Origin of the sequence: Streptomyces sp. NPDC049954 (assembly GCF_040656295.1) — a bacterium.
In the GTDB taxonomy this organism is placed as follows: domain Bacteria; phylum Actinomycetota; class Actinomycetes; order Streptomycetales; family Streptomycetaceae; genus Streptomyces.
Genome location: NZ_JBFALS010000007.1, coordinates 301960 through 328496, shown reverse-complemented (window position 1 = coordinate 328496; position 26537 = coordinate 301960). Strand labels below are relative to the sequence as shown.

Annotated in this window: 33 protein-coding genes and 1 pseudogene; 11 read left to right on the top strand and 23 right to left on the bottom strand. The window is 72.7% G+C overall.

Going from position 1 to position 26537, the window contains the following annotated elements:
* Position 1: 1 nt before the first annotated feature.
* Entirely contained in the window at positions 2-646 is a 645-nt protein-coding gene (gene rplC, locus AB0J21_RS18465; protein WP_363147035.1) for a 50S ribosomal protein L3, read from the bottom strand.
* Between the two features lie 14 nt (positions 647-660).
* Positions 661-969 (bottom strand): 30S ribosomal protein S10, encoded by a 309-nt coding sequence (gene rpsJ, locus AB0J21_RS18460; RefSeq protein WP_003948644.1) that lies wholly within the window; start codon positions 967-969, stop codon positions 661-663.
* 494 nt (positions 970-1463) lie between these two features.
* On the opposite strand from rpsJ, the gene AB0J21_RS18455 reads away from it, so the two are divergent.
* Positions 1464-2378, top strand: a complete 915-nt coding sequence (locus AB0J21_RS18455; protein ID WP_363147034.1) for a hypothetical protein — start codon at positions 1464-1466, stop codon at positions 2376-2378.
* 25 nt (positions 2379-2403) lie between these two features.
* Here AB0J21_RS18455 and AB0J21_RS18450 read toward each other — a convergent pair whose 3' ends face one another.
* Together AB0J21_RS18450 and AB0J21_RS18445 are read right to left on the bottom strand one after the other, a co-directional pair.
* On the bottom strand, positions 2404-3015 hold the full coding sequence (locus AB0J21_RS18450) for a hypothetical protein (protein ID WP_363147033.1): 612 nt from the start codon (positions 3013-3015) through the stop codon (positions 2404-2406).
* Positions 3016-3135: 120 nt separating this feature from the next.
* Entirely contained in the window at positions 3136-3876 is a 741-nt protein-coding gene (locus AB0J21_RS18445; RefSeq protein ID WP_363147032.1) for a TetR family transcriptional regulator, read from the bottom strand.
* A gap of 68 nt (positions 3877-3944) precedes the next feature.
* On the opposite strand from AB0J21_RS18445, the gene AB0J21_RS18440 reads away from it, so the two are divergent.
* Entirely contained in the window at positions 3945-4718 is a 774-nt protein-coding gene (locus tag AB0J21_RS18440; RefSeq protein ID WP_363147031.1) for an MBL fold metallo-hydrolase, read from the top strand.
* A 30-nt stretch (positions 4719-4748) separates the two neighbouring features.
* Here the strand turns inward: AB0J21_RS18440 and AB0J21_RS18435 are convergent, their stop codons facing one another.
* Both AB0J21_RS18435 and AB0J21_RS18430 read right to left on the bottom strand, forming a co-directional pair.
* Positions 4749-5357 (bottom strand): CatB-related O-acetyltransferase, encoded by a 609-nt coding sequence (locus AB0J21_RS18435; RefSeq protein ID WP_363147232.1) that lies wholly within the window; start codon positions 5355-5357, stop codon positions 4749-4751.
* A 306-nt stretch (positions 5358-5663) separates the two neighbouring features.
* On the bottom strand, positions 5664-6041 hold the full coding sequence (locus AB0J21_RS18430) for a helix-turn-helix domain-containing protein (protein ID WP_363147030.1): 378 nt from the start codon (positions 6039-6041) through the stop codon (positions 5664-5666).
* Positions 6042-6239: 198 nt separating this feature from the next.
* Between AB0J21_RS18430 and AB0J21_RS18425 the strand changes: the two genes are divergently transcribed.
* Positions 6240-6602 carry a DoxX family protein gene (locus tag AB0J21_RS18425; protein ID WP_363147029.1) on the top strand — a complete coding sequence of 121 codons (363 nt, stop codon included), beginning with the start codon at positions 6240-6242 and terminating at the stop codon, positions 6600-6602.
* Between the two features lie 232 nt (positions 6603-6834).
* Here the strand turns inward: AB0J21_RS18425 and AB0J21_RS18420 are convergent, their stop codons facing one another.
* The gene (locus AB0J21_RS18420) at positions 6835-8433 is read right to left on the bottom strand and encodes an FAD-dependent oxidoreductase (RefSeq protein WP_363147028.1); all 1599 of its coding nucleotides are present in this window, start codon (positions 8431-8433) and stop codon (positions 6835-6837) included.
* 72 nt (positions 8434-8505) lie between these two features.
* On the opposite strand from AB0J21_RS18420, the gene AB0J21_RS18415 reads away from it, so the two are divergent.
* Complete coding sequence (locus AB0J21_RS18415; protein ID WP_363147027.1) at positions 8506-8946, top strand: MarR family winged helix-turn-helix transcriptional regulator; 441 nt, start codon at positions 8506-8508, stop codon at positions 8944-8946.
* Positions 8947-9123: 177 nt separating this feature from the next.
* On the opposite strand, the gene AB0J21_RS18410 is transcribed toward AB0J21_RS18415, so the two are convergent.
* From AB0J21_RS18410 to AB0J21_RS18385, 6 genes are all read right to left on the bottom strand, one after another.
* Complete coding sequence (locus AB0J21_RS18410) at positions 9124-9651, bottom strand: putative immunity protein (protein WP_363147026.1); 528 nt, start codon at positions 9649-9651, stop codon at positions 9124-9126.
* A gap of 56 nt (positions 9652-9707) precedes the next feature.
* Positions 9708-10193, bottom strand: coding sequence for a flavin reductase family protein (locus AB0J21_RS18405; RefSeq protein WP_363147025.1), 486 nt, complete (start codon positions 10191-10193; stop codon positions 9708-9710).
* A gap of 101 nt (positions 10194-10294) precedes the next feature.
* Entirely contained in the window at positions 10295-10951 is a 657-nt protein-coding gene (locus tag AB0J21_RS18400) for a polysaccharide deacetylase family protein (protein ID WP_363147024.1), read from the bottom strand.
* Between the two features lies 1 nt (position 10952).
* The gene (locus tag AB0J21_RS18395; protein WP_363147022.1) at positions 10953-11543 is read right to left on the bottom strand and encodes a VOC family protein; all 591 of its coding nucleotides are present in this window, start codon (positions 11541-11543) and stop codon (positions 10953-10955) included.
* Positions 11544-11628: 85 nt separating this feature from the next.
* Positions 11629-12408 (bottom strand): nuclear transport factor 2 family protein, encoded by a 780-nt coding sequence (locus tag AB0J21_RS18390; protein ID WP_363147021.1) that lies wholly within the window; start codon positions 12406-12408, stop codon positions 11629-11631.
* 88 nt (positions 12409-12496) lie between these two features.
* Positions 12497-13699, bottom strand: coding sequence for an acyl-CoA dehydrogenase family protein (locus AB0J21_RS18385; RefSeq protein ID WP_363147020.1), 1203 nt, complete (start codon positions 13697-13699; stop codon positions 12497-12499).
* 692 nt (positions 13700-14391) lie between these two features.
* On the opposite strand from AB0J21_RS18385, the gene AB0J21_RS18380 reads away from it, so the two are divergent.
* The 3 genes from AB0J21_RS18380 (at position 14392) to AB0J21_RS18370 (ending at position 18036) form a co-directional block, all read left to right on the top strand.
* Positions 14392-15240 (top strand): fumarylacetoacetate hydrolase family protein, encoded by an 849-nt coding sequence (locus tag AB0J21_RS18380; RefSeq protein ID WP_363147019.1) that lies wholly within the window; start codon positions 14392-14394, stop codon positions 15238-15240.
* 93 nt (positions 15241-15333) lie between these two features.
* Entirely contained in the window at positions 15334-16347 is a 1014-nt protein-coding gene (locus AB0J21_RS18375) for a VOC family protein (protein ID WP_363147018.1), read from the top strand.
* A gap of 9 nt (positions 16348-16356) precedes the next feature.
* Complete coding sequence (locus AB0J21_RS18370) at positions 16357-18036, top strand: bifunctional 3-(3-hydroxy-phenyl)propionate/3-hydroxycinnamic acid hydroxylase (RefSeq protein WP_363147017.1); 1680 nt, start codon at positions 16357-16359, stop codon at positions 18034-18036.
* Between the two features lie 5 nt (positions 18037-18041).
* On the opposite strand, the gene AB0J21_RS18365 is transcribed toward AB0J21_RS18370, so the two are convergent.
* The gene (locus AB0J21_RS18365; protein WP_363147016.1) at positions 18042-18650 is read right to left on the bottom strand and encodes a TetR/AcrR family transcriptional regulator; all 609 of its coding nucleotides are present in this window, start codon (positions 18648-18650) and stop codon (positions 18042-18044) included.
* Positions 18651-18897: 247 nt separating this feature from the next.
* Here AB0J21_RS18365 and AB0J21_RS18360 point away from each other — a divergent pair, with 247 nt between their 5' ends.
* Both AB0J21_RS18360 and AB0J21_RS18355 read left to right on the top strand, forming a co-directional pair.
* Positions 18898-19854 carry an amidohydrolase family protein gene (locus AB0J21_RS18360; RefSeq protein WP_363147015.1) on the top strand — a complete coding sequence of 319 codons (957 nt, stop codon included), beginning with the start codon at positions 18898-18900 and terminating at the stop codon, positions 19852-19854.
* Positions 19855-19857: 3 nt separating this feature from the next.
* A complete protein-coding gene (locus tag AB0J21_RS18355) occupies positions 19858-20433 on the top strand; it encodes an isochorismatase family protein (protein ID WP_363147014.1) in 576 nt (191 codons plus the stop codon).
* A 55-nt stretch (positions 20434-20488) separates the two neighbouring features.
* Here the strand turns inward: AB0J21_RS18355 and AB0J21_RS18350 are convergent, their stop codons facing one another.
* From AB0J21_RS18350 to AB0J21_RS18320, 7 genes and pseudogenes are all read right to left on the bottom strand, one after another.
* Complete coding sequence (locus AB0J21_RS18350; protein ID WP_363147013.1) at positions 20489-20938, bottom strand: hypothetical protein; 450 nt, start codon at positions 20936-20938, stop codon at positions 20489-20491.
* Positions 20939-21207: 269 nt separating this feature from the next.
* On the bottom strand, positions 21208-21606 hold the full coding sequence (locus AB0J21_RS18345; RefSeq protein WP_363147012.1) for a VOC family protein: 399 nt from the start codon (positions 21604-21606) through the stop codon (positions 21208-21210).
* The gene (locus AB0J21_RS18340) at positions 21603-21758 is read right to left on the bottom strand and encodes a hypothetical protein (protein WP_363147011.1); all 156 of its coding nucleotides are present in this window, start codon (positions 21756-21758) and stop codon (positions 21603-21605) included. Before AB0J21_RS18340 ends, AB0J21_RS18345 begins: the two co-directional genes overlap by 4 nt.
* A 127-nt stretch (positions 21759-21885) precedes the next feature.
* Complete coding sequence (locus AB0J21_RS18335; RefSeq protein ID WP_363147010.1) at positions 21886-23100, bottom strand: enoyl-[acyl-carrier-protein] reductase FabV; 1215 nt, start codon at positions 23098-23100, stop codon at positions 21886-21888.
* 242 nt (positions 23101-23342) lie between these two features.
* Positions 23343-23636 carry a DUF6087 family protein gene (locus AB0J21_RS18330; RefSeq protein WP_363147009.1) on the bottom strand — a complete coding sequence of 98 codons (294 nt, stop codon included), beginning with the start codon at positions 23634-23636 and terminating at the stop codon, positions 23343-23345.
* A gap of 13 nt (positions 23637-23649) precedes the next feature.
* Positions 23650-23814: pseudogene (locus AB0J21_RS18325) on the bottom strand (DUF397 domain-containing protein); the annotation flags it as partial.
* A 37-nt stretch (positions 23815-23851) separates the two neighbouring features.
* Entirely contained in the window at positions 23852-24676 is an 825-nt protein-coding gene (locus AB0J21_RS18320; protein ID WP_363147008.1) for a helix-turn-helix transcriptional regulator, read from the bottom strand.
* A 134-nt stretch (positions 24677-24810) separates the two neighbouring features.
* On the opposite strand from AB0J21_RS18320, the gene AB0J21_RS18315 reads away from it, so the two are divergent.
* Complete coding sequence (locus AB0J21_RS18315; protein WP_363147007.1) at positions 24811-25101, top strand: Atu4866 domain-containing protein; 291 nt, start codon at positions 24811-24813, stop codon at positions 25099-25101.
* On the top strand, positions 25098-25961 hold the full coding sequence (locus AB0J21_RS18310) for an oxidoreductase (RefSeq protein ID WP_363147006.1): 864 nt from the start codon (positions 25098-25100) through the stop codon (positions 25959-25961). The genes AB0J21_RS18315 and AB0J21_RS18310 overlap by 4 nt, the downstream gene beginning before the upstream one ends.
* Positions 25962-26056: 95 nt before the next feature.
* Here the strand turns inward: AB0J21_RS18310 and AB0J21_RS18305 are convergent, their stop codons facing one another.
* Complete coding sequence (locus tag AB0J21_RS18305) at positions 26057-26257, bottom strand: DUF397 domain-containing protein (protein ID WP_363147005.1); 201 nt, start codon at positions 26255-26257, stop codon at positions 26057-26059.
* A 57-nt stretch (positions 26258-26314) separates the two neighbouring features.
* Positions 26315-26509, bottom strand: coding sequence for a DUF397 domain-containing protein (locus tag AB0J21_RS18300; protein ID WP_363147004.1), 195 nt, complete (start codon positions 26507-26509; stop codon positions 26315-26317).
* Positions 26510-26537 lie beyond the last annotated feature (28 nt).

Here is a 26537-nt window from a genome sequence, read left to right as displayed (position 1 = left end):
CTCAGACCCCCTTGGCCGCAGTACGGACCAGGACGAGGCCGCCGTTCGGACCGGGGACGGCGCCCTTGATGAGGAGCAGTCCCTTCTCCGCGTCAACGGCGTGGACGGTCAGGTTCTGGGTGGTGACTCGCTCGCCGCCCATACGGCCCGCCATGCGGAGGCCCTTGAAGACGCGGCCCGGGGTGGCGCAGCCACCGATGGAACCGGGCGAGCGGTGCTTGCGCTGGGTGCCGTGACCGGCGCCGAGGCCCTTGAAGTTGTGACGCTTCATGACACCGGCGAAGCCCTTGCCCTTGCTCTTGCCGGTGACGTCCACCTTCACGCCGGACTCGAAGGTCTCGGCGTTGACCTCCTGGCCGAGGGTGTACTCGCTGGCGTCAGCGGTACGGATCTCGACGAGGTGGCGGCGGGGGGTCACGTCGGCCTTGGCGAAGTGGCCCTTGAGGGGCTTGTTCACCTTGCGAGGGTCGATCTCGCCGAAGGCGATCTGGACCGACTCGTAGCCGTCGGAGTCATTCGTACGGACCTGGGTCACGACGCAGGGTCCGGCCTTGACCACGGTCACCGGGACGACGCGGTTGTTGTCGTCCCAGACCTGGGTCATGCCGAGCTTCTCGCCCAGGACGCCCTTGATCTGCTTGGTCATCTCTCGCGCGCCCTTCAGAGCTTGATCTCGATGTCGACGCCGGCCGGAAGGTCGAGGCGCATCAGCGAGTCAACGGTCTTCGGCGTGGGGTCGAGAATGTCGATCAGGCGCTTGTGCGTGCGCATCTCGAAGTGCTCGCGCGAGTCCTTGTACTTGTGCGGCGACTTGATGACGCAGTACACGTTCTTCTCTGTGGGCAGCGGCACCGGGCCTGCGACCGACGCACCAGTGCGGGTCACCGTCTCGACGATCTTCTTCGCCGAGGAGTCGATGACCTCGTGGTCGTAGGCCTTGAGCCGGATGCGGATCTTCTGTCCCGCCATGGCTACTTGGTAGTCCTGTCTCTCGTCACGCTCATGGGACCCGGTGGTCCTGCTGTCCTTGTCCGACCCACGCGGTCGGGCGTGTCGCATCCCCGCCAACAGAAAACCGCTGAGGGTTTGCGATCCGTGACCGCGGGGTTGTGATGGAAGAACATCCACCGGGCGCCTGGCCGGCGCCCCGCATACGCTTCCCCGAAGATTCCCGTACGTCCGGCCCGCGTGGGGCCGACGAGTACTGTGGGACTCGCTTCAGGTCCTCCCGGCGGGAGGCGCGCAGCATCGGCACTCAACCGAGCAACCTGGTCAGTGTGCCACACGGGCCGGGGCCCCGGCCAATCGGGTCAAGCAGCTTACCCCGGGCGGGGCAGGTATCAAACGCGGGTACGGGCGCGTGGACCCTCGCGGGTCAACCCGGGAGTGGCCGGTATCACCTCTTCGAGCATGACTCCGGCATATGCAGCCGCGCGGCGGCTTTCCGGCCCTAGGTTCGCCTCATGGTCAGCGCACCCCACGAAGCGATGCACCGGGTCTTCCAGCAGGACCCGACGCTCTACGCCCGCGTCTTCCGCACGCTGGGCCTGTCGGTCGAGGAACCGGTGGCCGTGAGCCTCCTGCCGACGGACCTCACGGAGAACAGCCCGCTGGAACGCCGGGTCGACACCCTCCTGAAGGTCGAGGGCAAGGAGGCGGACGGCTCCTTCCTCCTGGCCGTCGAGGCCCAGGGCAAGAAGGACCACGCGAAACCGGACGCCTGGGCCTATTACGTCACGTACCTGCGCAGCAAGTACGCGCTGCCGACGGTCCTGATGGTCGTGTGCCAGAGCCGCGCGACGGCGGCCTGGGCGGCCGAGCCCCGCCACATGGGCACCCCCGAGTGGCCCACGATCACCCTGCGCCCGCTGGTCGTCGGCCCGCACAACATGCCGGTCATCACCGACCCCGACCGGGCCCGCACAGACATTCCCCTGACCGTCCTTTCGGCCGTGACCCACGCCGCCGACCCGGACGTCGATGCGATACTGAAGGCACTGTCCACGGCCCTTCGGGACGTGTCCGAGGACCAGGCCAACACCTTCGTCGAACTCACCGCACAGGGCCTCGGCCGAGGCCGAGCCGCACACCAGTGGAGGAACCTCGTGGCAGCCGACCTCTCCTTCTACACATCACCGCTGTCCCAGGAGATCCGGGACGAGGGCCGGGTCGAAGGGCGGGTTTCCGACCGTGCCGAGGCCGTGCTCGCGCTGCTGGCGCGCCGAGGCGTCGACATCCCCGAAGCCGCCCGGACCCGCGTCTCCGCCTGCCAGGACTACGACACTCTCGTCCGCTGGTTCGACCGCGCCGTCACCGCCCGAGCAGCCGACGAGATCTTCGCCGAGTCCGAGTCGGGGTCCGAGCCGGAACCCCGGTAGCCTCCGGCCCGGCCCGCCCCGCGCCTCAGTACTTGCCGTTCACCGGGATCCAGTCCGAGTACGCCTCGGGGACGTAGAACTTGTCGGTGTCGGTGTCGTAGCGGAAGGCCCGGAGCTGGACCCTGCCCTTCTCCGAGTAGTCGAAGTCGCATTTCACCCAGTGGTTCGCGCCGGCCTTGTTGAGGCAGGCCTCGGGGGCGCGGCCGTAGTCGGTGTAGACGCCGGCGGCGGCGGACATGCCGTCCTTCTCCGTGTCCAGGACCCAGACGACGTCGCCGTGGGGGACGAAGCAGACCGAGGAGCCGTAGGCGGCGGTGCGGCCGAGGCAGCCGGACGGGGGGCCCGAGGCGGAGGCGGTCGCCGACTTGGCGGAGGCGGAGGCGGACGCGTCCGGCGCGGTCCCGGGCTCGGGCGCGGTCCCGGGCTCGGGCTCGGTGTCGGTGGGGGTGTCGGCGACGACGGGGCCCTGGTCGGCCCCCTCGGAGAGCGTCGTGCCCGCCGGGAGGGTGACCTCGGTGGGGGCCGGCTCGTCCTCGGCGGCGGCCGGTGTGGCGAGCAGGGCCGCCGCGCAGGCGAGTGCCGCCGCGCCGGTCAGCGCACCTCGTCGGACCTTGTGGACGCCACGAAGTCCGGGCACCTGCTCACTCCCCGCCTGGCCGACTGGCCGCTTTTGAACACAGAACGATCACTTGCGTGAACGAAGTGATCGTAGCGACCAGGAAAAGTGAAGGAAAGATGACCGACGTTCCCGCCTCGGTCACTCCCCCGCCGGTCCTCCCGCCCCCTCGGGGCCCCACGCGGCGCTCAGCATGTCCCGCAGCCAGTGGCGGTACGTCGCGGCGCTCCAGCCGCGTTCGCGGGTGAGCCGTACGTACAGGAGCGGACCGGTCAGGGCCCAGCCCGCGTCGGCGGCGTACCCGGGGGCGCGTTCCGCTCCCGGTCCGAGGAGGCCCTGTTCCGCGAGGTGACCGAGGAAGGCGGTCACGCCGCGTAGCCGTTCGGTGTCGGTTTCGGCCACGATCCCGCTCGCGTCGGGGCCCGCCTGCTCCAGCAGCAGGACGAGGTCCGCGAGCCTCTCGTGGGTGTCCGCGACGAAGCCCGCGTACCGCCACAGCGTCTCGCCGAGGTCCGCGCGCGCGTCCAGCACGCCGCGCAGTAGCGGCCGTTCGGCCATGGTGAGGGGTTCGTCGTCGCCGGCCTGGGTGACGTCCCAGAGCGCCTTCAGGAGGGCGGCCTTGGTGCCGAAGCCCTTGTAGACGGTCTCCGGGGAGACCCCTGCCGCCCGGGCCACCGCCTTGATCGTGGTGGCCCGGTACCCGTCGCGCAAAAAGAGTTCGCGGCTCGCGTCCAGTACGGCGGCCCGGTGGGCGCGCGCGGCGGCCCGGCGCGAACTGGTGTCGTACGGGCGGCGCCGCGCCCCGGACGAACCAGAGGGATCAGACGCATCAGACGAATCAGACGGATCAGGGGCGGGCGGTACGGCGGCGGCGGAGTTCACCTGCGGATTCTCCCATCGGCCCCGTCATTCCGTTACAGTCGACTGTAACGGAATGAGGTGGAGTCGGCATGGGAGCAGCGACGCGGCGGCCGGGGGCCGAGGTGGCTCCGGGGGTCTTCCGGCTGGGGGACGCGGTGGTGAACTACTACCTGGTCGAGCAGTCGGAGGGGCCGGTCCTGGTGGACGCGGGCCTGCCCGGTCACCGGAAGGGGCTGGAGCGGTTCCTCGCGGCCTCGGGGCGTTCGGTGGCGGACGTGCGGGCGGTCCTGCTGACGCACGCGCACCCGGACCACACGGGTCTGCTGGCCCCGCTGCGGAGGGCGGGGGCGGAGATCTGGGTGCACGAGAGGGACGCGCCGATCCTGCGGGACGGTCCGCGCAGCGCGCTGCGGCACGCGAGGCCGCAGCGCTCGATGCTGGGGTATCTGGCGCGCAGGCCGGCGGCGGCCGGCACCCCGTTGCACATGGGCCTGAAGGGCGGCTTCACGGCGCCCGCCGTGTCCGGGGCCCGTACGTTCGCGGGCCCGGGCACCCTGGACTCCGTGCCGGGGCGGCCCGAGGTGGTCGCGCTGCCCGGCCACACCGGCGGCAGCGTCGGCTTCCGCTTCCCGGGCAGCGGGGTCCTGTTCACCGGCGACGCGCTCGTCACGTACGACGGGCTGACCGGCCACCGGGGCCCGACCCTGGTGTGCGAGGGCTTCACGCAGGACGGCGCGCAGGCGCTCGCCTCGCTGGAGACGATCGCGGAGCTGGGCGCCGGTCTGCTGCTGCCGGGCCACGGCGACCCGGTGACCGGCCCGCGCGCGGCGGTGCTGGAGGCGCGGCGGCGCGGGCTGCGCTGAGGCGAGGGCCGCCGGGTGGGCGCCCGGCGCTCAACTCCCCACGGGGGCCACCGCTTCGAGGGCCGCGACGTCCCCCGTCATGAGCGTGGGCACGTGTGCGGTGAGGTGCTCGACGGGCCAGTCCCACCAGGCGAGGGCGAGCAGCCGGGCGATCTCGTCCTCGGTGAAGCGCAGGCGCAGGACGCGGGCCGGGTTGCCTCCGACGACCGCGTAGTCGGGCACGTCGCGGGTCACGAGGGACCCGGCGCCGACGATCGCCCCGTGTCCGATGCGCACGCCGGGCAGCACGGTGGCCCCGTCGCCGAGCCACACGTCGTTGCCGACGACGGTGTCGCCCCGTCCGGGCAGTCCGGCGAGCAGCCCGAAGTGCTCGGCCCAGGGGCCGCCCATCGTCGGGAAGGGGAAGGTGGAGATGCCGTCCATCCGGTGGTTGGCGCCGTTCATGAGGAAGCGCACCCCGGCGGCGAGGGCGCAGAACTTCCCGATGACGAGGCGCTCGGGCCCGTAGTGGTGGAGGACGTTGCGCGTCTCGAACGCCTCGGGCTCGTCCGGGTCGTCGTAGTACGTGTACGCGCCGACCTCGATGAGCGGTGAGGTCACGAGCGGTTTGAGCAGCACGACGCGCGGCTGCCCCGGCATGGGGTGGAGGGTCTCGGGGTCGGTGACCGGCAGGGGCCCGGGGCCGGGCGTCTCCTGCTGCGGCCGCTGGTTCGGTTGCGTCATGGGGCTCCTTCGGCTCGTGGTCCTGCGACAGGTCGCCGCTCCCCCGGTGCGGGGTCCGGCGGGCAGGGTGATCATGCCCTTGGTGACCGTCCCGGGGCCACCGGATTGCCGGGCGAAGGTGGGGACTTGACCACCTTGACCACGGGGTGGGGCACGGCGGTCCGGGGCCGGCCCCGGAGCCGGACCAGACCGGTCCGTCCCGTCCCCGTCCCGTCCCCGGGCTCAGTGCTCCCGCGCGTCGTACTCCGCCTGGCTCCGCTCGATGTCGGCGTTGTGGTCGGCGGCCCACTCGGCCAGTTTCACGGCGGGTTCGATCAGGGTGCGGCCCCTCGCCGTCAGTTCGTACTCGACGCGTGGCGGGACCTCGGGGAAAGCGGTGCGGGACACGAGGCCGTCGCGTTCCAGGTGGCGGACCGTGCGGGTCAGCATGCGCTGGGAGATGCCCGGGACGCGCTGCTGGAGCTCGGTGAACCGCAGACGTTCGCCGTCGAGCGTGGCCACCACCAGGAGGCTCCACTTGTCGCCGACGCGGTCCAGGACGCCCCGGACCGCCCGGCCGCCGTCACCGCGGATGAGACAGGACCTGCGGTACTTCGACATCGGGCGCCCTCCGCCTGTTCGTCCGTGCGCTGTCCGGCCGCGCCGTCGTCCGGCCTGCCACGCTTCCGTCCTGGCCGCGCGCCCGGACCGTTCGCCCTGCCTGCCGCCACGCACACCCGTGTGCCTTTTGCAGGGGCCCTCATAGTCACCGACCATGCGGTTACTTACCACTTGTCACATCGACGGAGGACGAAGCACGTGAGGCTCGCCTACTGGATCGTCGCCGGGCTGCTGGGGGTCTTCTACCTCTACTCGGGCGGCAAGAAGGCCGTGCAGGACAAGGAGCGGCTGGCGCCCATGATGGGCTGGGTGGACACGGTCCCGATGTGGCTGGTCCGGGTGGTCGGCGTGATCGAGGTGCTCGGCGTCCTCGGCCTCGTCCTGCCGCCGCTGACGGGGATCGCGCCCGCCCTCGCCGTGGTGGCCGCGCTCGGCCTCGCCGTGCTCCAGATACTGGCGGCGGCCCTGCACCTGTCCCGCGGCGAGGCGAGGGAGACCGGCCTCAACTTCAGCCTCGTCGCACTCGCGGGAGTCGCCGCGTGGCTCGCCACGACGTGGTGAGGTGACGACGGCGCCGCCGCGCCCCCAGCCCCGGCGGCGTGGCCGTCAAGGTGTCCAGCGCGCGGACCAGCCCCGGGCCTCGGGGACGTCCGGTACGGCGAAGTCCGCCCGCCATACCCACACCCCGTCGTGCGGCCGGGTCACGTCGTCCGCGAAGTCATGGCGGAGCAGGGTGGGTTCCCTCCCCCGTCACGGGGTGCTGATCGCTGCCGAAACCCTCGTAACCGGTTGATCACCCGCCTGACGGCTCCCCCGAGTGCAGGCTCGTCAACCGGTTCAGGGCGGCGCGGAGACCGGGGTCGCCGGTACCGCGGGCGCTGAGATAGCCGTCCGGGCGTACGAGGATCCAGTCCCCGTCGGTCGCGGCCAGCGTGTCCTGGACCCGGCCGTCCGGATCCCACACAGCGTCGCCGTCCCCGTCCGGCCGGTGCCTGCTGATCGTCACCTTGTCCAGCCAGGCCGGTAGTGACTCGGTCCCCGCGGTGGCCTGGTCCCGGCGGGTGGCGTGCTTGCCGTCGTCGAAGACGAGCAGGTGCCAGGCCGAGGTCCTGAGCGAGGCGCGCAGTGCCGTCCAGCCGGGTGCCTGAGCGTCGGCGGCGGAGATCTGGGTGAGTCGCCGGCCAGGTCGTGGCCCCTCGCCCGGCTCGTCGTCGGGCACCGTCAACGGGCTGTCGGGGTAAGCGATGCTCAGGCCCGACATGTTCCGGATGAGCTGGCGCATGAAGCCTCGATCGGACTCCTGGGGGTCCTCGGTGGTGTCCTCGACCATGGCCGTGTTCATGACCTTTCCGGTGGAGGCGAGCAGGGCCTGGCCGATGGGCACGCGCTCGGCGTCGTAGGTGTCGAGCAGCGTGGGGTCGGCGTGGCCGTGCACGACCATGGCCAGCTTCCACGCCAGGTTGCAGGCGTCCTGGATGCCGGTGTTGAGGCCCTGCCCGGACGCCGGGGAGTGGACGTGGGCCGCGTCCCCCGAGACGAAACACCGCCCGACGTGCATCGCGGGTACGGCGCGCTGCTGGATGGTGAACTTCGACGCCCAGGTGGGGTTGTCCACGAGGGTGTCGCGCCCCAGAGCCTGCGACAACTTGGCGCTGAACTGCCGGGCGATCTCTCCGGGCCGCTCGGCGTCTCCTTCGCCGGTCGTGTCCAGGAGCCGCCACTTGCCCGGATCCGGGAACGGGAACAGCATCAGCGCGCCGCCGGACGGGAACAGCCAGTGCAGGCCGTCTCGGTCCAGCCCGGTGTGGACGATCGCGTCGGCGATCAGCCAGGTGTGGGCGGTCTCGCCCGCCAGGGGGAGCCGGAGGGTCTTGCGGACGGTCGAGTGTCCGCCGTCGCAGCCCCAGAGGTATCGCGCCCGCACCGTCTCCTGCCCCGCGCCGGAGCCGTCGCCGCCGCCCAGCACGGCCGTGACGCCGTCGTCGTCGTACTGGAAGGACTCCAGCCTGGTGTTCCACTCCACCTCGGTCCCGGCCGCAGCGGCGTGTCCGCGGAGCACGCGTTCGGTGATCACCTGGTCGATGTTGAGCATGTACGGGAACCGGGTCGTCAGGTCGCCGAAGTCGTAGTCGACCCGGGACGCGCGGTCGGCCTGATGACGGATGAACGCGTTGACCCGTGTTCCGTGCGGAGCGATGTCCCCGAGGATCCCGAGCTGGTCGTACATCTCCAGGCTGCGGGCGTGCGTACCCAGGGCGCGGCTGGTCGTGGCCGGACCGGGCGCGGCGTCCACCAGGCGGACCGAGACACCCCGACGGGCCAGTTGCCACGCCGCCGTGAGTCCGACCGGGCCGGCCCCTGCGACGAGGACGTCAACGTCAGTGACTGTCATGGCAACCGGACTCCTTCTGTGTCAGCTATGCTGACACAGAAAGTTATCTCGCGAGCCGGAGGGACGCAAACAATGGGTGCCGAGGATCGTCCGGACGTCGACCCGCCGCTGCTCCACCTGTTGCAACGAGGCGTCCGGTGGTTCTCCGACGAACTGGTGGAGCGCCTGGACGCCGCAGGCGTGGACCCCATCACCCCGGCGCACACGGTCGTGCTCGCGCACCTGGACGGGGACACCTCGCTGAGCATCGCCGAACTGGCCCGCCGTGCCGGAGTCACCCGCCAGACGATGCACCGCGCGGTCACACAACTTCTCGGCGAAGGACTGCTGACCAGTACGCCGGGGCCGGGTTTTCCGCGCAGCACCCTCATCGGGCTGACCGACGCGGGCTGTCGGCGCCGTGAGGTCGCCTGGGGAATTCTTCACGACCTGGAGCAGGAGCTCGGCAGTCAACTGGGGTCCACGGCACTGGCGGAGCTGCGCGACAGCCTGACGCGAGCGTGGCCGCGGTGAAGAACGGCCGGGCTCGCCGGGCCCTCGTGGGCATCCGCTGCCGCTGAGGGGCGTTGCCGACCGGGCGGGGGTCACGGGCACCGGACCCGGCCCCGGCCCGGCCGGACTTAGGGCATGCCGGTGTGCCGGACGTCCGTCGCCCCGGCCCGCCGGCCCGCCGCCCCGCCGGTCCGTCCGTCAGCCTCGGCGGCGGGCCGCCGCGTCGAGTGCGCGGATCAGCTCCCCCACGCGTCCGCCCCCGGGCAGAGGTGCGGGCAGGCGGGCGAGTACGGCGGTGACCGCGTCCGGGGCGTGGTCGAGTGCCCGTTCCAGGGGGGCGGCCGGGGCCCTTCCCGCCGTCTCCTCCGCGAGGGCGGCGTGTGCCGCCGAGCCGAGGACGTGTTTCACCTGGTGGGGGCTGGCCTTGGGGTGGAGGAACGCGGCGGCGGCCGCGTGACTCGCGGAGCGGGCCGCGGCGGCGGCTGTGGGGGTGGCGGCCTCGCGGCCCGCCTTGTACGCCGCCCACGCGCTCTGCCGCAGGGCCGTGGTGCGCGGGCCGCCCTGTGCGAAGGCACGTGCCGCGTCGACGGCTGCGCGGGGGCGCGGGTCCTCGGGATGTGCCTGCTCGAAGAGGGGCAGCACCCGGCTCGCGCGGTCGGCGGCCCAGCCCGTGACGGCCCGCAGCTCGTGTACGTCCAGCTGGATCGTGCCCGGGTCGGTCGGCATCGCCCCATCTTGGCGCAGGGGTAAGGCCGTTCGGTGCACCGGGCTCAGGTCACCGCTCAGTCGCCGAGGCGGTTGAAGCCGCCCCGGTAGAAGAGCAGCGGCTGCCCGTGGTGCGTTTCGATGTCCCGTACCGCGCCGATGACCAGTTCGTGGTCCCCGGCGTCGTACGCCTCCGTGAGCGCGCACTCGATGTGGGCCAGGGCCCCGGGCAGGCGCGGCGCCCCGCTCGGTCCCGGGGTCCATGTCACGCCCGCGAACTTGTCCGTACCGCTGGCCGCGAAGGCGCGGCACAGGTCCTCCTGGGTGTCGGCGAGCACGTTGACGCAGAAGCTTCCGGCCTCCCGGATCCGGGGCCAGCTCGTCGAGGACTTGCCCGGGGCCAGGGCCACCATGGGCGGTTCGAGGGAGAGCGAGGTGAACGACTGGCACGTGAAGCCGACCGCTCCCTCTCGCGTGGCGGCCGTGACGATGGTGACCCCGCTCGCGAAGTGCCCGAGAGCGTTCCGGAACTGTCGGCCGTCGAATGTCTGTGTGCGGTCCACCGGTCATTCCCCTTCGTGCGATGTGCGATGTGCCATGTGCGTGGCGCCGGGCCGGCGTGGTGTGCGCGCCCGGCCCGGCGCGTTCTGCGTACCCCTGGTGGTCAGGTCCTCGTGACGAGCGGGCCGAGGTCACCCGTGATCTCGCCCCGGCGGATCGGCACGCAGTCCGGGGGCAGTTGTGCGGTGATCTCCACGCCGTCGTCGAGCACGCGGTCCAGGAAGGCGGGGAGGTGCCGCATGGCGTCCTCGACGGGGTCGTGCAGGACGAGGAGCGTCCACGGCCGGCGCCCGATGTCGCGCAGCGCCCGTTCGCTCCATCCGTCGGGGTCCTCCCAGTCCCGGGGGACGCTGTTCCACAGGGCCACGGTGTACCGCTCGGCCACGAGGTGGTCGAGCGCCTCCTGGCTGAAGAGGTGCGGACCGAGGTGCCCGCCACCGCCGAAGGGCCTGAACAGCGGTTCGGGACCCGCCAGTTCACCGAGGAGGTGCCGCATGTCGCTGATCTCGCGCCGTACCGTCTCGGGGCCCGGGCTCTCGCCCAGCGGGACGGTGTGCGTCATGGAGTGGTTCCCGATGGCGTGTCCCGCCGCGGCGACCTCTTCGAGTACCTGACGGCCTCCCGGCCGGCGGATCTGGTCGCCGACCGGGAAGAACGTGGCTTTCAGGTCCCGGTCCGCGAGCTGCCTCAGGACGAAGCGCGTGCCCTCCGGGTGCGGGCCGTTGTCGAAGGTCAGGGTGAGCCGGTGTCGCGCGGCCATGTCAGGACTCACTGCGGAACGGGTTGTTGCTGCTGTGGTCCCCGCCCAGCCAGCGGTCGAGGTCGGCGTGGGCCTTCGCGCGGCGTTCGACGTTGATCCGCTCCGCGTCCGGGTGGTCGCGGGTGAATTCGAGCTGGAGGCCGTCGGGGTCGGTCGCGTACAGCGAGACGCAGTACCCGTGGTCGATCACCTGGTGCGCCCAGCCGCTCCCGGTGAGCCTGCGGGTCAGCTCGTCCTGCGTGTCCGCGTCGACCTGGAGGGCGATGTGCAGGAACGGCGAGGGCCGGAACCGCGGTTCGAACTGCTCCTGGTCGGCGGGGTCGGCGAACTGGAAGAAGGCCAGGGCGCTGCCGTCCGCCAGGCCGTAGAAGGTGTGGCAGTACGTGCGTTCCGCGCCCATCAGCTCGTCCACCTCGGTCCAGGTGGCGATGAGCGGGAAGCCGAGAACGCCCTCGTAGAACCGCTGTGTCTCCCGCTGGTCCTTGACGACGTGGGCGTTGTGGTGCAGCCGGGCGGGCAGGTGCTGCGAGGGGGCGGGGACGCCGGTGCGCGCGGTGGCACCGGTGGACGTGCTGGTGGAAGTGCTGGTCACGGCGTCTCTCCTTTGAATCGCGTGAACTGGGTGAACCGCGTGAACCGCAGGAACGCGACTGCGGGTTGCGCGGGATGCCGAGGTCTCAGGCGGAGGTCTCGATCGGGAGGGCGGGGATCAGTGCGGGGGTCTCCGCGCGGACGGCGTAGCGGCGCAGCGCGGCCTCGCGGTAGCCCGCCGCGCCCAGTTCGCGGCGGAAGGCCCGCACCCGGGGGTCGTCCAGGTGCCGCCGCAGGTCGCCCTCGGTGCGCCAGCGGGTGTGGACGCGTACGGCGCCGGGGTCGGTGTCGGGGGTGAGCGAGTAGTCGAGGACGCCCGCCTCGTCCCGGGTGGCGTCGGCGAGGCGGCGGGCCGAGGCGAGGACGTCCGCGCGACGGCCCGGGTCGACGGCGAAGGTGCCGGCCACGATGAAGGAGGCCGCGCTCTGCGGGGTGGCGGCGACCGAGGGGTCGGGTCCGCCGAGCCGCCAGTGGGTGCGCACGACGCGTTCGGCGATGCGCCAGCCCTCGTCCGTGCGGCGCAGGCGGTCGAAGTAGACGCCGCCGACGTCCTCCACGTCGGTGCCCGCGGTGGTCTGGGTGAAGTAGTGCGACTGGTACTGGCAGCGGCTGGTGGCGGTGTCCCCGTCGACCTCCACCTCGTGGTTGGTCACGAGGTGCTGGGAGCGGTCCACCGAGCGGGCGTCGACGACCTTGGCGAAGAAGCCGCCGATCTCCTGGGGGCTGGTCATGATGTGGTCGGCGCCGTAGTCGGCGTGGCACTCCTCGGTGAAGACCTGTGCCAGGTCCTCGAAGCGCCGCTGGTCCAGGGCCCAGCAGTACCGGACGGTCACCGCGATGATCTCGGACGTGTCCTGCGACGTCATGTCTGTCCCTCAGCTCGTTCTACTCGGGTGGTGCACGCCGCGCGCGCGGCGCGTGGGCGGGGGCCGGGGCGTTCCCCGCTCTCCGGCCTCACTGGCCGACGAGCCGGCCGGCGACCTCGGGGACGCGTCCGAGCAGCTGCGCCCCCACCTTGCTGAGGATGTGGTCGTCGTCGATCGTGGCGTGCCCGCGCAGGGTCTGGAGGTCGCGGACGTAGTGCTGGGTGACGTCGCTGGACTTGTAGACGCTGGAGCCGGAGCCCTGGAGGCAGGTCTGCGTGGCCTCCCAGGTCAGGCGCGCGATGGTCTGGCAGTCCAGTTCGAGCAGGGCGCGCGTCCCGGCGCTCAGTTCCTCCGGCCCGGCCTCGTTCGCCTCGGTGATCCGCCGCACCATGTCGTCGAGCAGGGCGGCGGCGGCCCGCAGCGTGGCGGTCGCGCGGGCGTACCGCATCTGGCCCGCGGTGGTGTCGCCGGTCAGTACGGGGCTGAACGCGGCCCGCCGCTTCTCCAGCCGCTCGCGGTAGCCGGAGAGGACCCCTTCGGCCCCGCCCAGCATCACGATCGGCACGATGAGCATGATCAGGTCGCGGCTGTCGTACGAGTAGAGGGGTTCGGGGTGCAGCGCGGCGCCGGGGCTGTGCCGGGAGAACTCGGCGTCGAGGCGCTGCACGAAGTGGCCGGGGACGAACTGGTTCTCGACGAGGACGTCGTGACTGCCCGAGCCCTTCATCCCCGAGACGTGCCAGGTGTCGCGCACCTCCACGTCGGCGCGCGGGACCAGGAAGCAGCACGGCACGTCCTCGCCCTCGATCACCGCGACGAGGCTCACCCAGTCGGCGTGCATGACGCCCGAGCAGTAGCTCCAGTGCCCGGACACCTCGTAGCCGCCCTCGACGGCCTTCGCCCGGCCCGGCGGGTTGGCCACGCCCGCCATCTGGGCCGGCCTGCCGTCCGTGAAGAGTTCCCGCTGCGCCGCCTCGGGCCAGCGCGCCAGCAGGAAGTTGTGGCACATCAGGAAGCCGAGGGTCCACGCGGCGGTGGGGTCGCCCTCCGCGAGGGTGCGCATGACCCGGACCGCCTGGGCGAGGTCGCCGCCCGAGCCGCCGAGGTCGCGCGGGAGCAGCAGGGTGAAGATGCCCGCGTCGTAGGCGTCCTGGACGGTCTCCTCGGGGAGCCGGCGCAGCTCCTCGGTGGCGAGCGCGCGCTCCCTCAGCAGCGGGACGAGGCGGCGGCTGTGGGCCACGACCTCCTCCGCCGAGGGGGCGGACGCCTTGGTGGGGCCGGCAGAAGTCACGGTGTCTCCTTTCACCGACGGCAGTCCGGACCTGGTGTTCGTCCTCTGCCGCGGCGCGGGCCCGGGGGCTCCGGCGTGCGGACACGCGGGCCACTCCCGAGCCATTACGTACGGAACGGTTTCGTACTAACATAGTGGCGGGATCACGAAACGCAAGAGGTTGAACGTAGAACTTGCCACCGGACAGAGGCGGCCGACCCGGACGAACCGGCCAACGACCCGGCCGGCGAACCAGCACGCGAACCAGCACGTGAACCGGGTCACGAGACGGCCCACGAACCGGGGCGCCACAGGAGCGGACCCACAGGGCGCGAAGGACGCCGAACGGCACCGAAGCACACCGAAGGCCGCGAAAAGCCTGATCGGCGGCTCGCGGCACACGCGAGACGCCCGTCCCCGCTCACCCCCGCCCACACACCGGGCGCGCACCCCCGCACCCCCCGCACCGGTCCGCACGGCACACCGCACGCCGACCTCGCGCCAGGCCCCACCAGGCCCGCCCCCGATCCCGCCCCGATCCCGCCTTCGTCACTCACGGTAGCGATGGGGCGGCGTTGGGTCCGGATTAACGGCAATGAAGAAAAATATCGCTAATCCATTGCGCTGGCGAAATTCAGCGGCAACACTCCTGTCACATGGCTGCCGCCGGGCAGTCAGCTACTGAGCACACAGCGGTGCACGGGAGGCCCCTCATGCGTATGGCGAACATCGGCGGCAGGCTCACACTGGTCACTCCTCGGGGGCCGGTCGACGTGGCCGGGGCGAGCGGGGGGCGCTTCGGCCCGGATCCGCAGGACGCGTTCCGGGACTGGGCGGGCTTCGCCTCCTGGGCGGCGGGCGCGCTGTCCACGGCCGCCGTGAGCGAACCGGAGGCGGGCGCGGTGCGCGGCGCCCCCGTCCCGGCGCCGCGCCAGATCTTCGCGATCGGCCTCAACTACCGGGACCACTGCGCCGAGGCGGGGCTCGCGGTGCCCGGGGAACCGGCCGTGTTCACGAAGTTCGTCACCTCGCTCACGGGCCCGGAGCACGACGTGGAGCTGCCGGAGGGCTGGGTCGACTGGGAGGTCGAACTCGTCGTGGTCATCGGCCGCGAGGCGCACCGGGTGTCACGTGCGGACGCCTGGTCGTACGTGGCCGGGCTGACGGCCGGCCAGGATCTCTCGGAGCGCCGGCTCCAGCTCGCCGGGCCCGCGCCGCAGTTCTCGCTCGGCAAGTCCTACCCGGGGTTCGCCCCGCTCGGGCCCGAGCTGGTCACCCCCGACGAGTTCGCCGACCCGGACGACCTGGAACTGGGCTGCGGGCTGGCGGGCGGCGAGGTGTTCCAGAAGAGCCGCACCTCGCAGATGGTCTTCGACGTCCCCGAACTCGTCGAGCGGCTCTCGGCGGTGTGCCCGCTGCTGCCCGGTGACCTGATCTTCACGGGGACGCCCGCCGGGGTCGGCGGGGCGCGTGACCCGAAGCGGTTCCTGCGGCCCGGGGAGGTCCTGGAGAGCTGGATCGAGGGCGTCGGCACGCTCCGCAACACGATGCGCGCGGCCTGAACCCGGTCACTCCTCCCGGCCGCGCCCCCTTCGTTCCCCCGCCCCTCCTCCGCCCCGGCCCGCCCCGGCCCCCGGCCCCGAAAGGACCGCGTCGTGTCCCTGCACCGCCTCACCCGCATCGTCATGGGAGTACCGGACGTCGCCGCGACAGCCGCGTACTACCAGGAATTCGGGCTCACCCCCGTCAAGAGCCCGGCCGCGGTCCCGGCGGGGACCGCGAGCCCCGTCGCCGTCGCGAGCCCCGCCGCCGTCCACGAGGCGACCGCCCGCGCGGCCCGCTGCGTGTTCGCCACCGCCGACGGCGGCGAGCAGCTCGACCTCGCGTACGCGCCGCGCCGCCGCCTCCTCGAACTGGGCGTGGGCGCCGGGAACCCGGACGACCTCGACCGTGTGGCCGCCTCCCTGGCCCGGCTCGGCATGCCCTTCGAGCGCACCCCGGGCGCCGTCCTCGCGCACGACCCGGGCACCGAGGTCCTGGTCCGCGTCGAGATCGCCCCACAGGTCAGCTCCGGGCCGGGCCCCGTACCGGCGTACAACGCGCCGGGGGTGACGCCCCGTCTCCACGAGCGCGCTCCCGGCATCCTGCGCGAGGCGCCGGTCCGGCCCCGCAAGCTCGGCCATGTCGTGCTCGGCTCCACCGACCAGGAGACCTCGCAGCGCTTCTTCCAGGAGGGCATCGGCTTCAAGGTGAGCGACAGCGTGCCGGGCCTGGCCGCCTTCATGCGCTGCTCCACCGATCACCACAACGTGCTCGTGCAGCAGGCCCCCGTCGCCTTCCTGCACCACACCTCCTGGCAGGTCGACGACGTGGACGAGGTCGGGCGCGGGGCGAGCGCGATGCTGGAGGCCGACCCCGGGCGGCACGTGTGGGGCCTGGGCCGCCACTTCATCGGCTCGAACTTCTTCTGGTACCTGAAGGACCCGGCGGGCAACTTCTCCGAGTACTACGCGGACCTGGACTGCGTCGTGGACGACGCGCTGTGGAAGCCGGGGGTGTGGGACGACGCCCGGGCCCTGTACGCCTGGGGCCCGCCGCCTCCCCCGTCCTTCCTCGCCCCCGACGACCTGGCCGCGCTCATGACCGGCGCCCACAGCGACGGGGAGTGAGCGGCCGCCATGAGCACCACCACCCCCGACTGCGAGGTCCTCGTCGTCGGCGCCGGGCCCACCGGGCTCACCACCGCCCTGTACCTGGCCCGCGCCGGGCACCGCGTCACCGTCCTGGAGCGCTGGCCCTCCCCGTACGCGCGCCCTCGCGCCGTGCACTACGACGACGAGGTGGCCCGTCTCCTCGCCCGTACGGGCATCGGTTCCGCTCTCGACGGGGTCGTCGAGGCGGCCGACACCTACGAGTGGCGCAACGCGCACGGCGAGACGCTGCTGAACTTCGACTGGTCGGGACCCGGCCGCTCCGGCTGGCCCCGGGCCACCATGTTCCACCAGCCCGACCTGGAACGCGCCCTCTCCGATGCCGCCGAGGCCCATCCGCTGATCACGGTCCTGCGCGGCCACGAGGTGCTCTCGGCCCAGGACGGACCGGAGTTCGCCACCGTCACCGCCCGCACCACCGGCGCCGGGGACGGGGACGCAGGCGAGGTCCCGGCGGGCGCACGCGAGTTCACCGCCCGCTGGGTCGTCGGCTGCGACGGGGCGAACAGCCTCGTGGCCCGCACGATCGGTACCGGCTTCACCGACCTCGGCTTCACCTACGACTGGCTCATCGTCGACGTGCTGCCGCACGACCGGACGCCGTGGACCCCGGCCAACCTCCAGGTGTGCGACCCCGGGCGGCCCACCACCGTCGTGTCCGGCGGTCCGGGGCGGCGGCGCTTCGAGTTCATGCGGATGCCCGGCGAGACCAAGGAGGAGCTGACCGCGCCCGGACACGTCCGGCTCCTCCTCGAACCCTGGGGCCTGACCCCGGACACCTGCGTGGTCGAACGCAGCGCGCTGTACACCTTCGGCGCCCGCTGGGCCGAGCGCTGGCGCGCGGGCCGGCTGCTGATCGCCGGTGACGCCGCGCACCTGATGCCGCCGTTCGCCGGTCAGGGCATGTGCTCAGGCATCCGGGACGCCGCCAACCTGAGCTGGAAGCTGGACCTGGTGCTGCGCGGACGCGCCGGTGCCGCCCTCCTCGACACGTACGGGGAGGAGCGCGCCGCGCACGTCCGGCACGCGATCGGCATGTCGGTGGAGCTGGGCAAGGTCATCTGTGTCACCGACCCGGAGGCGGCCCGGCGGCGCGACGCGCACTTCCTCGCCCACGACGCCGACCCGGACCGCGCCCTGCCGCCCGTACCGCCGCCCCGGCTGCCGTCCGGGCTCCTGCACCGCACACCCGAGGGCACCCCGGGAGCGTGGGACGGCGTCCTGAGCTTCCAGGGCCGTGTCACGCGCGCGGGGCGCACCGGGCTGCTGGACACCGTCACCGGTGCGGGCTTCGTCCTCCTCACGGCGGAGGACCCGCGCTCCGCGCTCGGGCCCGGACGCCTGTCCCGGCTCGCCGGCTCGGGAGTCCACGTCCTGCACCTCGTCCCCGCACCGGGCGCCGCGGAGGCCACCGGGACCGGGAATCCGGCCGCCGGGGACCCGGCCGCCGGGAATCCGGCCGCCGGGAACCCGTACGCGGCCGAGGACACCGACGGCGTCTACCTCAAGCACCTCGCCGAGGCCGGGTTCACCGCCGTACTCGTCCGCCCCGACCACTACGTCTACGGCACCGCCCGCTCGGCGGCGGACCTGCCCGGTCTGGTGGACGGCCTGCACCGGGCCCTGGCCGTGGGGGTTCCCGCGTGAGCCCGCTACGCCCCGGGACCGGCCCCCCGGGTCAGCGCGGGCAGGACGGCCACGTCGATGTACTCCACGATGTAGTCGGCGTCGGCGAAGGTGTTCTCCTCGAAGAGGTGCCGGGTGAAGCACGCGGCGAAGAACATCTGCGGCAGGAACCTGGCCGCCGCCGGAGTCTCTGGCAGTTCGCCGCGCCGCACCGCCCGCTCCACGAAGGTCCCCAGCTCCTCGGGCGTCAGCAGGGTCTGCCGCATGGCCCGCGCCAGTTCGGGGTCCTGGAGGGCGGCGTGCGCCAGGGCCGCGACGAGCGGGGTGTCCTGGGCGACCTGCCGGGCCACCAGGCGGGCCATCGAGACGAGGTCGCCGCGCAGCGTCCCGGTGTCCACGGACGCCGTGTCGGCGGGCCGGGCGGCACGCAGCGCCGAGGCCACCATCTGCGGTTTCCCGCCCCAGAGGCGGTACAGGGTCGCCTTGCTGCACCGCCCGCGCGCCGCGACGGCGTCCATCGTCACCGCCTCGTACCCGACCTCGCGGAGCACGTCCAGGGCGACGGCAAGGAGGTCCGCGGCGCGGTCCTCCGTGACGCGCGGCCGACGGACCGGCTGCGGGGTGGGCACACTCATGAGGACACTCCAAAGTACGAAACGGTACGGTACTAAAGTGTAGCCGTGCGGAGCGGTGGGGGCCGTCGGTCCCCGCCCCGCGCCCGGCGCACCGGTCCGCACCCGCCTTACCGGGCCGCTCTTCCGGCGTACCGGCACGCACCCCGCCGTCGCGACGCTCGTTCGCCGGACACCGAGCCTCGCGCCCCGGGGCCCCCTCTCACGGCCGTGTCCCCCATGGCCGTAACTCAGCGCGGAAGGAAACCCCATGGTTCTCGACGGTGGACGAGACGGCGGCGCAGACGGCGGACGAGTCGATGTGCACCAGCACATCGCGCCGCCCTTCTGGAAGGAGGCCGCCGGTTCGGTCGACCCGCACCTCGCGCAGATCGCGGACTGGTCGGAGACGAACGCGCTGCGGTCCATGGACGCGATCGGCACCCGGTTCTCGCTGCTGTCGCTCACCAGCCCCGGCGTGCACTTCGGGGACGCGAAGAAGGCGAGACGGCTCGCGCGCGCGGTCAACGAGTTCGGCGCGGACGCGGTGCGCCTGCGCCCGGACCGCCTCGGGCTGCTGGCCTCCCTGCCGCTCCCCGACGTCGAGGAGGCGGTGGCCGAGGCCGAGTACGCGCTGGACGAGCTGGGGGCGGACGGCATCGCGCTGCTGAGCAACGCGGGCGGGAAGTACCTGGGGGACAGTTCCTTCCGCCCGCTGTGGGAGTCGCTCGACCGGCGGGCGGCGGTGGTCCTGATCCACCCGACCTCTCCCCCGGGGCTCGCGGACCTGCCGGGGCTGGCGGGGTGGGCGGAGTGGCCCTTCGACACGACGAGGACGGCGCTGCATCTCGTGGTGAACGGGGTGCTCCGCGCGTTCCCGTCCATCAAGTTCGTCCTGTCGCACGCGGGCGGGTTCCTCCCCTACCAGATCACCCGGTTCGAGGAGCTGACGGCGACCAACCCGGACGTGACCAGGGAGGCGGTGGAAGAGGACCTGCGCCGCTTCTACTTCGACACGGCGCTGTCCACCCATCCGGCGACCCTCCAGGGGCTGCTCGCCTTCACCGGCCCCGACCACGTGCTGTTCGGGACGGACTCCCCGGCAGCTCCGCTGAGCGTGGCGAGTTCCCTCGCCGCGCAGCTCGACGCGCACCTGGCCGACATACCCGGCGCCGCGCACGAGATCAACATCGGCACCGCACAGAAGATCTTCGGAAGGACGTTCTGACCCATGCCCGTCACCCGCCTGGACCCCGTGACCGCACTCCTGGTCATCGACCTGCAGAACGCGGTCCGCACCTTCCCCTACACGGACCCGGTCACCGGCGTCGTGGACAACTCGGCAGCGCTGGCACGGGAGTTCCGCAAGCGCGGCCTGCCGGTGGTGCTCACGCGGGCCGACTCGCGGGGCGTCGCACCGACCCGGGTCGACGCGCCCCTGAGCCTGGGGCGGCTGAAGGTGCGGCTGCCCGAGAACTGGGACGCCCTGATGGAGGAGCTGGAGCCGCAGGACGAGGACCTGGTGCTCGTCAAGCAGCGCTGGGGCGCGTTCACCGGGACCTCCCTGGCCGAGTGGCTGGCGGCCCGCGCGGTCACCGGGGTGGTGGTGACAGGGGTCGCGACGGCCTTCGGCGTGGAGTCGACCGCCCGCAGCGCGAGCGAACTGGGCCTCAACGTCACGCTGCCCACGGACGCCATGACCGACATGGACGCGGCGGCCCAGGCCAACAGCGTCGAGCGGGTCTTCCCCCGCCTGGGCGAGTGCGGCACCACGCAGGACGTCCTCGACCGCCTCGCGGAACGCTGAACCACCGCTGCACGAGGGCCTTCAGGGGCTCCGGGGTCCCGAAGGCCCTCGCGGGTCAGTTCCCGCAGGGCAGCCGGACCGCGGCCGACGAGCCGCGCGTCTGGAACTCGCCGTCCCTGAGGTAGGAGCTGCCCTCCACGACGAACCACCGGGGCTCGTCGGAGGGCGCGCACGCGACACCGCCGCGGTACTCGGCGACCCGGCCCTCGCCGTCCGGCAGCGGGCTGCGCGCGTAGGTCATGACGACCCTGTTGGGGCACCCGCGCTCGCAACTCCGGCTGAGGATGCGGGCCTTCACCCACTGCGTCTTCCAGCCGCCGCCCTCGCAGGTCTGCCGCACCCGCGCCTCGATCCGCCCCTCCCCGCTCACCCGGGGAGGGGCCTCCTCCATCACGCAGCGGTGAGTGGTCTCGGACGGGGCGGAGAAGGAGGTGACCGCGACCACCACGGAGACGATCGCGCCGAGCAGCACCACGGTGCACACCAACGAAAGAGACCTGCGCACCTGAGCCCTCTGGAGTTCTCGACACCGGGAACGACTTGGCGAGAACTATGCCGAACCGGCGCGGAGCGGGCACACCCGGACAACGCACTGTCGCCCCAACGGGCCAATAGCACTACCGGGTGAACCTTTCTGCCGCACGGCCACCGGAGGGCACCGGCGCCCACCGGAGGGCACCGGAGGCGCCGGGACCACCGGCCAACGGGCTCCCGGGTGGCACCATCAGGCGGCCTTGGCGCCTTCGTGCTTCCCGTACCGGTGCACGTGCTCGCTCAGGGCCAGGAGCGGGAGCAGAGCACCAGGCGGTAGCCGTCCGGGTCGGCGACCGTGACTCCGTGCTCGTCCCAGTACGGGTTGTGCGCCGGGACCCGGGTGCCACCGGCGGCGACCAGGCGGCCGGTGAGGGACTCATCCACGGGTTCGCCGAGGTAGACCACGAACAGGTCGTCGACCGTGGGGCTCGGCTCCAGCGGACGTTCCGGGTCGTGCGTCAGCTCGAAGTGCCAGGCGCCACCGGCCGGTCCGACCATCACGAGGTCGTGCTCGCCCGGGACGCGTTCGGTGGTGCGCCACAGCACGGTCAGCCCGAGGCCGTGCACGTAGAACCGTTCGGCGGCGGCCAGATCACGCGAGGGCCTGGCCACCCGGACGTGGGCGGCCGGGTCGATCACGCCGACACCTCCGCGTCGGCGCGCCGGACGAAGCCGCGCGCGGCCCGCCGGACGGCGTCGCCCGCAGCCCGGCGGGCGGACCGGTCCGTCCCGGCGCGGGCCCGTCCCGCGTACGGCTGCTGCTGGGGGTCGGAGCTTCTCTCCCGGGTCATGCCGCGAATCTACGTCCCCGCGCCCGCCCCCGGCCGGCATCGACGGGCGATCCGTCAGGTCCGCACGGGCGCGGTACGGGGAGTCCGGCGGCTCGGTGGCGGCGGGCCAGGGGACATCGGTCTCGGCTCAAGTGGCGGCGGGCCAGGGGACGTCGGTCTCGACGGGGGCGCTGTAGTCGACCCCGGGGACGGCGAACCCGTACAGCTGCTCGACCTGCGTACGGAACCAGTCGAGGTCGGCGAGTTCCCCGAGGGACCCGGTGTCCGCGCCGCCCCACCGCTCACCGACCGCCGCCTGTACCGCCGGGTCCAGCTCCCAGGTGTCGAGCCGTACGCGGCCCTCCTCGTCCAGGTCGAGGGGCGCGACGCCGGTGAGCTGGTCCCAGAGCGCGGTGAGCTGGACGATGGGCGGGACCAGGCCGTCCCCCAACTCCCGCCGCAGCAGCCCGAGGTAGAGGGCGACGCCGGGGATCGCGGTGGACGACTGGGTGACGGCGGCGCCGTTGACGGAGGTGACGGCGCGACCGCCGTGGGCCTTGAGGTAGTCGGTCAGTTCGCGGGCGGTGGCCTCCAGGTCGGCCTTGGCCGCCCCGATCGTGCCCTGCCGGTAGAGGGCGGCGGTCAGCGGGGACCCGATGTACGACAGGGCGGCGGTGGTGAACCCCTCGGCGAGCAGACCGCGTCCGGCGAGCCGCTCGACCCAGCGCCGCCAGTCGGCCCCGCCCATGACCCCGACGGTCTGCCGGATGTCGTCGCCCTCGGCGGGCGCCGTCTCCACGGTCGTGACCTCGGGCCGCCCGTCGCCGTCGAAGACGAGGCTCTTGGTGCGGTGTGCCCGGCCGATCGGCTTGAGCACGGAGGCGTACTTCTCGCCGGTGTCCGGGTCGGTGCGCCGGGGGGCGGCGACGGAGTAGACGAGGTAGTCGATCTTCCCGCCGAAGCGGTCGGTGACGAGCTGGGCGACGGTGTCCTTCATCGCGTCGCCGAAGGCGTCGCCGTTGAGGAACACGAAGTCGTGCCCGTGCCGGTCCGCGAGCGCGGCGGTCGCCGCCGTGCGGTACCACCCGGCCGTCCCGGTACGCCGGTCCGGCGCCTTCTCGAAGCTCACCCCGATCCCCCGGACCCCGGCGTGCGCGAGGCCCGCGACCGTGGCGGCGAGCCCGTAGCCGGCCGAGGAGCCGATGACGAGAGCGACGGGCCTGTCCGCGCCCGCCTCGCGCAGGTCCGCCACGGGCGGCGGCGTGGCCCGCCACATGTCCTCGACCACCCGCGCGCAGCCGGCGGGATGGGAGTCGAAGAACAGGAATCCACGATTCCGGGGCGCGACAACACGTTCACTCATGAGCTTCCTCGCAGGTCGGGGGCGCGCTCGCGGACAGAGCGGCCGCAGGAGCGAGAAGCGCGTCCCGCGAGGACCGCGTCCGCGAGCGCCGCGTCCGCGAGCGCCGGTCCCCCAAGTCTCCAGCCGTACGCGTCCCGGCGGGGGCCCGGTACAGGACAGTGATGCCGGGCCGATCTTGGAGGGTTGCCACGAGGTGAGGCGCCGGAGGCCCGCGACCTTCCCGGCCGGCCGACGTCCGGGATCTACGCCTCACCGGCACCGGCGCCGGTTTCGGTCCCGCTCGCCCACGCCTGCGCGGCGAGCAGGTTCTCGGCGGTCCCGGCGGGGACGTAGGCGAACCCGTCCCAGGTCTCCAGGACCCTGGGCTGTTCGGGCCGGAGGTGACCCGCACCGCCGTGCAGCGGACGGTGGCGGCGGTAGACGTCCATCGGCGCCCGGCGCCGTTGGTGGTACTCGGCGAGCGGTTCATCGCCGTCGACGCGTGCGACGGCGCGCGACGGCTGGTTCGGCGGCCCGGGACGAGAGTGCTTACCCATGCGCTCGATGGTCTCAGGCCGCGATGGTGGTCGGCCGGGTAACGGCGAGACGGGCTCGACGGCCCAGAAGTGGACCGGAGAGCCAGACCCGCGCGGACGCGACGAAGACCGACCAGGCGGCCGGCGCGAAGCCGAGGGCGGGCGCGAGGTCCTTCGAGTCGCGGACGGGGAGGGAGGCGGCCGAACCGTCGGCTGCGCTACCGCTCCGGGAAGGGCTACGGGTGACGGGTGGCGTGCAGGCTGCCGAGCAGGGTCAGTGCCTCCGCGGCGGGGCTTCCCGGTGCGGCGTGGTAGATCACCAACTGCTGGCCGGGGGCCCCGCGCACGTCGAAGGTCTGGTACGTGAGGTCGAGCGGGCCGACGTCGGGGTGCACGACCTCCTTGCCGTCCCGGGTCTTGCCATGGACGGTGTGCGAGGACCACAGCTCGGCGAACTCCTCGCTCGCCTCGGTCAGCGAGTCGACGAGGTCGTGCAGACGCCGGTAGTGCGGGTCGAGGCCGGTGGCGTGACGCAGTCCGGCCACGACCGCCTCGGCCGCCCGGTCCCACCGCGTGAAGAACCCCCGGGCGGCCGGGTCGAGGAAGGTCATGCGGGCCATGTTGTCCCTCGTGCCGAACGCCGAGAAGAGGGCGTCGGCCAGCGCGTTCGACGCCAGGAAGTCGGTGGCCGGGTTCAGCACGAACGCCGCGGCGTTCGGGTATCCGTCCAGCAGCTGGCGCAGCGCGGGACTGACCGTTTCCCGTGGCTGCGGCCGCTCGCCGTCCGGCGCGGTGCCCGCCAGCCGGAACAGGTGCTCGCGCGCCTCGTCGTCCATGCGCAGCGCGTTGCCGATCGCGTCGAGGATCTGCGGGGAGGGGCTGCGCTCGCGGCCCTGTTCCAGGCGGGCGTAGTAGTCGCTGTTCATTCCGGCCAGGACGGCGACCTCCTCCCGCCGCAGCCCCGCCACCCGGCGCACACCGTACGAGGCGAGTCCGACGTCGGCGGGCCGCAGGCGGGCGCGGTGGGCGCGCAGGAAGTCCCCGAGATCGTTTCTGGTCACCTTTTCAGGCTAATCCGCGTCCCGCCGTCGTGCCTGGGTGTGCCGTACCCGGGCACGACTCGTCCTGGCTCCCCTCCCCCGGCCCGGCCACGCTGGTGGCCAGGTCAGCACCCGCGAACGGGAAGGAACGCATCATGAGACACCGGACGAGCCCGCCGGAGGGCACCTCCGCACAAGGAACCGGTGACGTGGACGTGGTCGGCATGTGGGTGACCGCGGACGGGCACATCCGGCAGGAGCTGCTGCCCGACGGCCGCTACGACGAGGCGCGCGGCACCCGCCGCAGCGCCTACACCGGCCGCTACACCGTGACCGGCAGCCATCTCGACTACGTCGACGACACCGGCTTCACCGCCACCGGCGACATCCGCGACGGCGTGCTCTTCCACGAGCACCTCGTCCTCTACAAGGAGACCCAGGCATGACCGGGACGACCACCACCAGGAACTTCCTGATCACCGGCGTCAGCAGCGGCCTCGGGCGCGCCTTCGCCACCGCCGCTCTCGACGCCGGCCACACCGTCGTCGGCACCGTCCGCAGGGAAGCCGACGCGAAGGCGTTCACCGCTCTGCGTCCGGGGCGCGCCCACGCCCGCCTCCTCGACGTCACCGACGAAGCGGCGGTCCGCGCCGTCGTCGGCGACGTGGAACAGTCCGTGGGCCCCGTGGACGTCCTCATCGCGAACGCCGGTTACGGCCTGGAGGGCACCTTCGAGGAGACGCCTCTGGCCGAGCTGCGCACCCAGTTCGACGTCAACGTCTTCGGCGCCGCCGCCACCGTGCAGGCCGTCCTGCCGTTCATGCGCGAACGGCGTCGCGGGCACATCCTGGCCGTCACCTCGATGGGCGGCCTGGCCTCCTTCCCCGGCGTCTCCGCCTACTGCGGAAGCAAGTACGCCCTGGAAGGCATCCTCGAAGCCGTCGGCAAGGAGGTCTCCGGGTTCGGCATCCACGTCACGGCCGTCGAGCCGGGTTCCTTCCGCACCGACTGGGCGGGCCGCTCCATGGTGCGCGCCCCGCGTACCGTCCCCGACTACGACGAGCTGTTCGAGCCGATCCGCGCCGCCCGGCAGAGCGCCAGCGGCAAACAGCTCGGCGACCCCGCGAAGGCGGCCGCCGCCCTCCTGCGCGTACTCGACGAGCCAACCCCTCCGGCCCACCTCGTCCTCGGGTCCGACGCCCTGCGCCTGGTACGGGCCGGCCGCGAGGCGGTCGACCGCGACCTCGACACCTGGGCGGACCTCACCCTCTCCACCGATCACCCGCCCGCCGACGACGCGTCGTAGACGGCCTGGGCCTGGCCCCGGGCCTGGGGCTGCGGCTCGGCGTGGAGGCGGTACGCGGTTCCAGTCGGGCCGGGCGGGGCACACCCGTCGAGGAGTCAGCTTCGCGCGGACGTGACGAAGACCGACCACGCGGCCGGGGCGAAGCCGAGGGCGGGGCGCGTGGTGTCCTTCGAGTCACGGACGAGGAGGGCGGCGGGGGCCACGGCCACCTCCACACAAGCGCTGCTGTCGCTGGAGTCGCTGTGACTGCTCTTGAACCACGCCAAGGGGGCGGAGCCGTGCCGGTACGTGTCCATGCGCTTCAGACTGAGGCGCGAAGTGGCCTGGCACAAGACCGCGTTGACAGCAGCCGCTCAGACCCGCGCGGACGAGACAAACGCCGACCACGCAGCCGGGGCGAAACCAAGGCCCGGACGACGCACGTCCTTGGAGTCGCGGACATGCAGGGCACCGGGAGCCACGGCGACCTCCACGCAGGAGGGGCCGTTACTGGAGTCGCTGTAGCTGCTCTTGAACCACTTCAACGGGCCTTGCCGGTAAGCGTCCATACGCCCAAGCCTGGACCGCGACGGTCGA